Annotated in this window: 7 protein-coding genes; all 7 read left to right on the top strand. The window is 53.1% G+C overall.

The window, feature by feature from the left end:
- The first annotated feature begins 101 nt into the window (after positions 1-101).
- Complete coding sequence (locus tag FKW19_RS13885) at positions 102-1709, top strand: DUF6538 domain-containing protein (protein WP_116100416.1); 1608 nt, start codon at positions 102-104, stop codon at positions 1707-1709.
- A gap of 175 nt (positions 1710-1884) precedes the next feature.
- On the top strand, positions 1885-2262 hold the full coding sequence (locus tag FKW19_RS13880; RefSeq protein WP_116100415.1) for a plasmid mobilization protein: 378 nt from the start codon (positions 1885-1887) through the stop codon (positions 2260-2262).
- Between the two features lie 117 nt (positions 2263-2379).
- On the top strand, positions 2380-4020 hold the full coding sequence (locus FKW19_RS15855) for a hypothetical protein (RefSeq protein WP_238331407.1): 1641 nt from the start codon (positions 2380-2382) through the stop codon (positions 4018-4020).
- A 125-nt stretch (positions 4021-4145) separates the two neighbouring features.
- Complete coding sequence (locus tag FKW19_RS13870; protein WP_116100414.1) at positions 4146-5759, top strand: class I SAM-dependent DNA methyltransferase; 1614 nt, start codon at positions 4146-4148, stop codon at positions 5757-5759.
- Positions 5759-6160: a nucleotidyltransferase substrate binding protein gene (locus FKW19_RS13865; RefSeq protein WP_116100413.1), complete on the top strand. Its 402-nt coding sequence runs from the start codon at positions 5759-5761 to the stop codon at positions 6158-6160. The genes FKW19_RS13870 and FKW19_RS13865 overlap by 1 nt, the downstream gene beginning before the upstream one ends.
- On the top strand, positions 6157-6462 hold the full coding sequence (locus FKW19_RS13860; protein ID WP_116100412.1) for a nucleotidyltransferase family protein: 306 nt from the start codon (positions 6157-6159) through the stop codon (positions 6460-6462). Before FKW19_RS13865 ends, FKW19_RS13860 begins: the two co-directional genes overlap by 4 nt.
- A 2-nt stretch (positions 6463-6464) precedes the next feature.
- Positions 6465-7649: a restriction endonuclease subunit S gene (locus tag FKW19_RS13855; RefSeq protein WP_116100411.1), complete on the top strand. Its 1185-nt coding sequence runs from the start codon at positions 6465-6467 to the stop codon at positions 7647-7649.
- Positions 7650-7713: the final 64 nt, after the last annotated feature.

The following is a 7713-nucleotide window of genomic DNA, read 5'->3' as shown; positions in this document are numbered from 1 at the left end:
CCGCAGTTCGCACCACTAACCTGTTGAAATATAACAGTAAAATGAGAATTTGACGGGTCTGCGGGATTTTCCCGTTTGTCTTCCCAGACTGGGAAACGCAGATGCTCCGACTCATCGGCTCTCACTACCATTTCCGCCGGGCTGTGCCCGTTGCCGTTCAGGCCAGACTGGGCCGAACCGAAATTTCTCTTTCCTTGCAGACTCAGAGTAAGCTGGTGGCCCGTGAACGGGCAGCAGCCCTTTACGCCCGAACAGGCGCACTTTTTGAGAAGGCAAAGACGATGGAGACCGACCTGTCACGCGAGGAACTGATTGCTCTCCTGACCGAACAGGGCAAAATCATCGCGGAACAGGAAGAACTCCTTACCCTTGCCGATGATGCCTTTCGGGCTGAAAAACGCGCTCTGCAAGCCGATCACGCCATGACTTTGATGGATCAGGTGCAGAAGGAAGGCGCTTTCATCTCTTTTGCCACAGATTCACTCAAGGCACTGGAAGCACGGCTTCAGAGCATGATGCAGAAAGTCTTTACAGACAGCGCCGTGAGCAAAAAAGAAAAGGACATGCTGCGCGAGCAGATCAAGAGCCTCTCCACCCTGATTGTCGATCTGGGCAAACATCGCCCCGCTGCCCCGGTAGATGCTCCAGTCGGAAGCCCGGTTGAGAATGAACAGCCCAAAGTCCGCAAGCCGACCTCTCCGCCTCTTTCCACGATGGCTGAAAAGTTTGTCTTTACTGACAAGGACAAGAGCGAGGACACCAAGAAAGCCACACGCAAAACCGTGGACCTCTTTATTGAAGCCTTTGGCGACATGCCGGTGAAGCAGATCACGGGCACGATTGCTGGGGAATTTTTCGACCTGCTCTCTGACCTTCCTGCCACTCATGGCAAAGGAAGGACCGGCCTTCCCATCCGTGAAGCCGTTGCTCAGGCCCGTGAACGTGGGCAGGAAACGGTCAGCGGGAAGACGGTGAAAAACCATTTCTCCCGCCTGTCCGCTCTATGGATGCATCTTGTGCAACGAGAAATGGCTGACCGGAATCCGTGGGCGGGTTGGGACTTCAACATCACAAAAAAGATCATACGGCGAGGCTGGACAGATGATGAACTGACACTGCTTGCTCACACACCATGGAATGGCACATCGGTTTCCCGAGCCACATGGGCGGGGATCATCAGCGTTGGCATGTTCACGGGAATGCGGTTGGGCGAAATCTGCAATCTGAGACGTCAGGACATAGAAGTTATCGAAGGCATTCCGTGCTTTCATGTTCGTCCTCACCCGGAAGATCACTGGTCACCAAAGACGTCCGCAGGCACACGGATCATTCCCATTCACTCGCACCTGCTCACCATGGAAGGGCTCAACCTGCTCAGAGATACCGGAGAGCACTACCTGTTCCCTGACCTCACGGTTTCATCGACAGGTGAGCGTGGAGACAATTTTGCGCGGGCTTTCTCGAAGCATAAAAAGCGTATCGGCATCCCGGAAGATGTGACGTTCCATTCCTTCCGCCATACGGTTTCCACCCGGCTACGCAATCAGGAAGCCCATATCCGCGAACTCTGGATTGATACCGTGCTTGGGCATGAAGCCAGCCATAAATCGCAGGGAACGATGAATTACACCAGCGCTATCGACGTCTCAAACCTTCAACAAGTCATTGAAGCCCTGCGCTACCCAGCAGAGTGCATCATACCTTTTTGAAAGGCTTATTCTCGCCATCTCGTTTGCATCAAAAGAAAGTTCGGAAATCAGGCATCTGAATAGGTTACCCTTACAGGGAGCCAGCAGTGCTCCATGGCTACCCGTTCCGGGTGCATGGCGCATCTGGCAAGGGGGAATACTTCCCCCGTTGACCCCCTTTAAGGAGAACCTTGTTATGCCGATTGCCCGCACTTCCCGTCTCTCTGTGAGAGCCAGCCCCGCTGAACTGGACCGCTGGAATAGCGTTGCCCGCCACCTCGGTCATTCCACCACCGCCCACTGGATCAGGGCTCTCCTGACGACCTCTGAACTGGCTGGTGACAATGGCCAGCAGGTCAGCGCAGAACTTTACAGCCTGCGTCATGCCCTCTCACGTATTGGCAACAATCTGAATCAACTGGCCCACTCTGCTCATTGTGGTGACCATATCCACTGCGGGGAAACACTCACCGAACTTGAGGACAGGCTGCATCAGATTGATGGGCTTCTGGCACAATCACGAAGCCGCCCACCCCGGCGCAGGTGCGTCCGATCTGCCAGGACGCTTCATTGAAAACTGTCCGGGTCATGAGCCATGATTATTCAGGAGAGCCGGATCAGGACAAAAAGCGGTGCCGATGCCATTGCCCGACATGTTCTCCATGGCCCAAAAAATGAAACCATAAGGATCATGGCCGGGTCAGATTGGTTGCTTCACGATGCCATGCGGGAAGCCAGACGCGAAAAACTGACTTATGGTCTGCGTCACATCGCGTTCAATCCCGATGAACCCATGACAGACATCCAACTGGCAGAGTTTGCCAGACGGATATGTCTCGAATTCCATGCAGACCCTGAGCACATAACACTGGTCATCCATCAAAAGGACGGCAGCACTCATGGGCACCTTCTCCTCCCTGAATGGCAGCAGGACCATATTTTAGACAGTCGCTTTAGCTGGATACGATTAGAAAAACTTGCACGGCTGGAAGAAATCAGATTGGGTCATGCTCTCGTACCCAGCAGGCATGACGAGGCTATTGCCAAGGCCCTGCGCAGAGAAGGTCATCATCAGGCAGCGGAACAGGTCGTAGCCCTGATCCCAGCACCTGAGAGCGCCAAACCTCGAGCCGCCTACACATCACAGGCCCGACGGATCACGGAACGACAGGGGATAGACCTGCCAAAACTCAAACAGCTTGTTGCCTCTCTCTGGAACCGGTCTGACGGGTTAAAATCATTCCGGGCGGCGCTGGCAGAACATGACCTGACTTTGCGGGAAGGTGATCGAAAAGAAACACGCCCCGGCGCTCATATCATTGAAAAGAACGATGGAACACTCATTGGCAGCTTTACCCGCCTGACAAAAGTGCGCATGGCGGAATTCCGAAAGCTTCTGGCAAAAGAACACTCAGCAGAACACGAAAAGCCGCAACTGGATATCAGAAGTACCCGTGTTCCTGTGCGCATAACATCAGAGAATGACCAGACTGAAATACTCTCCGCCGCCGACACCTCACTGGTCCCAAACAGGAGTCCAAAACGTATTCGCCTACCGCGCAGAAATCCAATGCTTGAGGAATTAAAACGTAGGCAGATGGAGGATGTGGACAGGCTAGCCGTCGTGCCACATACCCCGCCGAAACCATTGTATCCGTTGATCCTGAGCGCGGAAGAAGCCCGTATCCGCCACCGGATCAGGCGGGCTATTCTGGACCAGCAGGCCATTCTTGACCAGAGAGCGCCAGAAGCGGACTGGGCACCTCTGGACCGGGAAACAACCATTGCAAAATGGCGGGAAAGTCTCACGCCCTATCAGATACAGTTGCGCACCAGCTTTGAGTGCTATGTCACCGCCCGAAAAGAGTGGAAACAGGCTACAGAAAGCCAATGGCAGCGGATGACCGGACGGGCAGGAAAACTGGAAAAAATCTGCCAGCGGCTTTTGCTCGAATTTCTGGAAGTTCTGCGGTTTGTCGTGCAAGCCCTCCTTCACGTTGTGGGCTTGCGCTCAACACCGCCAGAACCTGTCCGGTCTATCCTGACACAACAGGATAGACCCACCCTTGAAGAATTCAGGAAACAGTATGATGCTGAATTTTCCGCCTTGGCTGATCCGGAAAAACTCGAACCATGGCTCCAGCATCGTTTTGACAGGCTGGTGCAGGCGAGAACAGAGCGTATCAGACAATGGAACAAGACCCACCAAGCTGAAAAAGAGCGGGCAAAGCAGGAGATCGCCCGCCTGCGCTCAAAGCTGTCTGTTCCAGAAGGTTTGAGGAACACCATGGCCATCGCCCCAACCCAACCGGCCATGGGACCATCGCCATAAAATCCCGGTTCACCACCTGCACACGGTGCCAGACAGACCTCTATCCCGCCATTGCCTCTCGACCAGATGGCCAGTTTCCGTCAAACTGGATTATCTGAATTTTCTGAGAAACAAGGCTTTCTTTCATGCCACGCGGTCGCCCTCGCAAGAACCCTGATGCTGCCCCTGCTCCCAAGAAAACCACCAAGGCGAGCAAAACGAAGGCTGCGAGTGCAACACTGGGCTTTGAACAGCAGATGTTTCTGGCGGCTGACAAGCTGCGCAAGAACCTTGAACCCTCAGATTACAAGCATGTGGCCCTTGGCCTGATCTTCCTGCGCTATATCTCCACCGCGTTTGAAGCCCGCCATGCAGAACTGATGCTGGATGATCCGGCAGCAGCGGAAGACCCGGACGAATATCTGGCAGAAAACATCTTCTGGGTGCCCGAGACCGCCCGCTGGTCTCACCTGAGAGACAAGGCCCGTTCCTCCGGCATTGGCAAACTCATTGACGAGGCCATGCTGGCCATTGAAAAAGCCAACCCGGAACAGCTCAAAGGGGTTCTTCCCAAGGATTACGGACGGCCTGCCCTTGATAGCGTGATGCTGGGGGAACTGATCGATCTGATCTCCGACATCGGCATGGGCGATACGGACGATAAGGCGCGGGACGTGCTGGGCCGGGTGTATGAATACTTCCTTGGCGGGTTTGCTGGAGCCGAGGGCAAGCGCGGAGGCGAGTTCTACACGCCTTCCAGCGTGGTGCGCACGCTGGTCTCCATGCTCGAACCCTATAAGGGCCGGGTGTATGACCCGTGCTGTGGCTCTGGCGGCATGTTCGTGCAGTCCGAACGCTTTGTGGAAACCCATGGTGGCAAGCTGGGTGACATTGCCATTTACGGGCAGGAGAGCAACCACACCACATGGCGTCTGGCCCGCATGAACCTTGCCGTGCGGGGCATTGGCGCGGATATTCGCTGGAACAATGAAGGCAGCTTTCTGCGTGACGAACTGAAAGACCTGCGCTTTGACTATATTCTGGCCAACCCGCCCTTTAACATATCGGACTGGTGGAATGCGTCCCTAGAGGAAGACCCGCGCTGGCAGTATGGCAAGCCACCTGCGGGCAATGCCAACTATGCGTGGCTTCAGCATATCCTGTGGCATCTGGCCCCCGACGGCACCGCTGGCGTGGTGCTGGCCAATGGCTCCATGTCCTCCAACCAGAACAGCGAGGGCGAAATCCGCCGCCGGATGGTGGAAGCCGATGTGGTGGACTGCATGGTGGCCCTGCCCGGTCAGCTTTTCTATTCCACTCAGATTCCAGCCTGCCTGTGGTTCCTCACCCGCACCAAGAAGCAAAAAGGCTGGCGAGACCGGCGCGGAGAAATTCTGTTTATTGACGCCCGCAAGCTGGGCACGATGGTTGACCGCACCCGCCGGGAACTGACGGATGAGGATGTGGCCCGCATTGCCGACACTTACCACGCATGGCGTGGAGAAAAGGACGCAGGCACCTATGAGGATAGTCCGGGTTTCTGCAAATCCTCGACACTGGACGAGGTAGAACGGCACGGCTTTGTTCTGACACCGGGCCGCTACGTGGGGGCAGAGGAAGCCGAGGAAGACAGCGTACCGTTTACCGAACGCTTTGCAGCCCTTGAGAAGACCCTGAAAGAACAGTTTGCGCAGGGTGACGCACTGAACGCGAAAATTACCGCCTCCCTGAAGCTGATCGTGCAGAAGGAGAGTGCGTGATGCTGTATCTCACCCCACTGGAACGCGCGCTCAACCGATTAAAGGAAGGCTGGACACGCCACCTTGCCCAACCCGACGACGAACAGTTGCGGGACGGCCTTATCCAGCGTTTCGAGTTCACCTATGAACTCAGCCACAAGACCCTGAAGCGCTTTCTGGAAGCCAATTCCGCCTCCCCCGAGGAATATGACCGCATGGGCTTTCCGGACATGATCCGCTCCGCCAACGAGGCCGGATTGCTCAAAAGCGCATGGCCCCAGTGGAGCGTGTTCCGTAAAATGCGAAACCTGACCAGCCATACTTACAACGAAGCCACTGCCAAACAGGTTGTGGCCACCATTCCAGACTTTATTGCGGAAACCGAGTTTCTGCTGGCCACGCTGAAAGAGCGCACAGCGTGACAGGGCAGATCGACATAACGCCCGAAGAGCGGGCCATTGTGCTGCGGATACTCAACGATATTGTACCTGATCGTGAAGTCCGGGTCTTTGGTTCGCGCGTCACCGGCAAGGCCAAGCCTTTTTCTGACCTTGATCTGGCGATTATGGGTGATGCACCCTTATCTTTGGGAACACGAGCACGACTGGAGGAAGCTTTTTCAGAATCACAACTACCGTGGAAAGTGGATGTAATAGATTGGTTAAAAATAGACACTGATTTCCAAAATATTATTAGAAAAAATTGGATAATTTTAGAGTTATAATTATGAAAAAATGGCCTTTATCTACCATTAGCGCAGTTGCGGACGTTTTCGATGGCCCACACGCGACACCGAAAACAATCGATCATGGAGCAATTTTTCTTGGGATTGATTCGTTAGATCATGGAAGATTGAATCTTTCATCGACAAGGCATGTAACGAATGAAGATTTCAAGAAATGGACAAAGCGCGTAAAACCCGAAGCTGGAGATATTGTTTTCTCATATGAAACCCGCCTGGGCGAAGTCGCGATTATTCCAGAAGGATTAGTATGTTGCCTTGGTAGAAGAATGGCGCTTATTCGAACCGACAGAAGTGTTCTCAATGAAAAATTTTTCCTATATTATTTTATGTCTCCACAGTTCCAAGAACAAATTAGGAAAAATACAATCAATGGAGCAACAGTCGATCGCATTCCACTAAAAGACTTCCCGTCTTTTAAGCTAGAACTTCCACCCCTTGATGAACAACACACCATAGCCTCAATCCTCGGCTCTCTTGACGACAAAATCGAACTCAACCGCAGGATGAACGAAACGCTGGAAGCCATGGTGCGGGCGATGTTTCGGGACTGGTTTGTCGATTTTGGTCCGACACGGACAAAAATGGCCGGAGAAGCCCCTTACCTCGCACAAGAATTGTGGGAACTCTTTCCCGATAGGCTGGATGATGAGGAGAAGCCAGCAGGGTGGCTAGACGGCACGTTAGAAGATATAGCCAATCTACAAAATGGATATGCTTTCAAAAGTTCTGATTGGCTGGTTGACGGCATTCCCGTCGTAAAAATTGGAGCGGTGAAGCCATCCGTTGTCGATTTAAAAAATGTAAGTTTCGTAGACTCTAAATTTTTAAAAGAAAAACAAAATTTCATTTTGAAATCTGGTGATATTCTAATTGGCTTAACTGGCTATGTAGGTGAAGTTGGTCGAGTGCCACCATCTCAGCTTACTCCAATGCTTAACCAACGTGTAGCAAGGTTTTTGCCGGGTCCGTCCTTTTATGCCTATATTTTCTGCGTAGGCCGTCAGAAAGAGTTCAAAGAATTTGTCGAAAATCAAGCACATGGGTCGGCGCAGGCGAACGTAAGCACAAAAGACGTACTCACTTACCCCATAGTTATACCAACAACAAATCTTTCAGCCTTGTTTGATGAAAATGTAGCTCTAATTCTACGGCGTGTCGTCAGTTAAGCAGGATGATGACTGAGGCGAACTGAACGGCTGCGAGGAAGGTCGATTTCAGTTTATCGTAGCG

The organism is Acetobacter sp. DmW_125128 (genome assembly GCF_008704325.1).
GTDB classification, from domain to species: Bacteria; Pseudomonadota; Alphaproteobacteria; order Acetobacterales; family Acetobacteraceae; genus Acetobacter; species Acetobacter oryzifermentans.
Note: the sequence above shows the minus strand (reverse complement) of the source record. Positions and strands in the feature narration are given on the sequence as shown.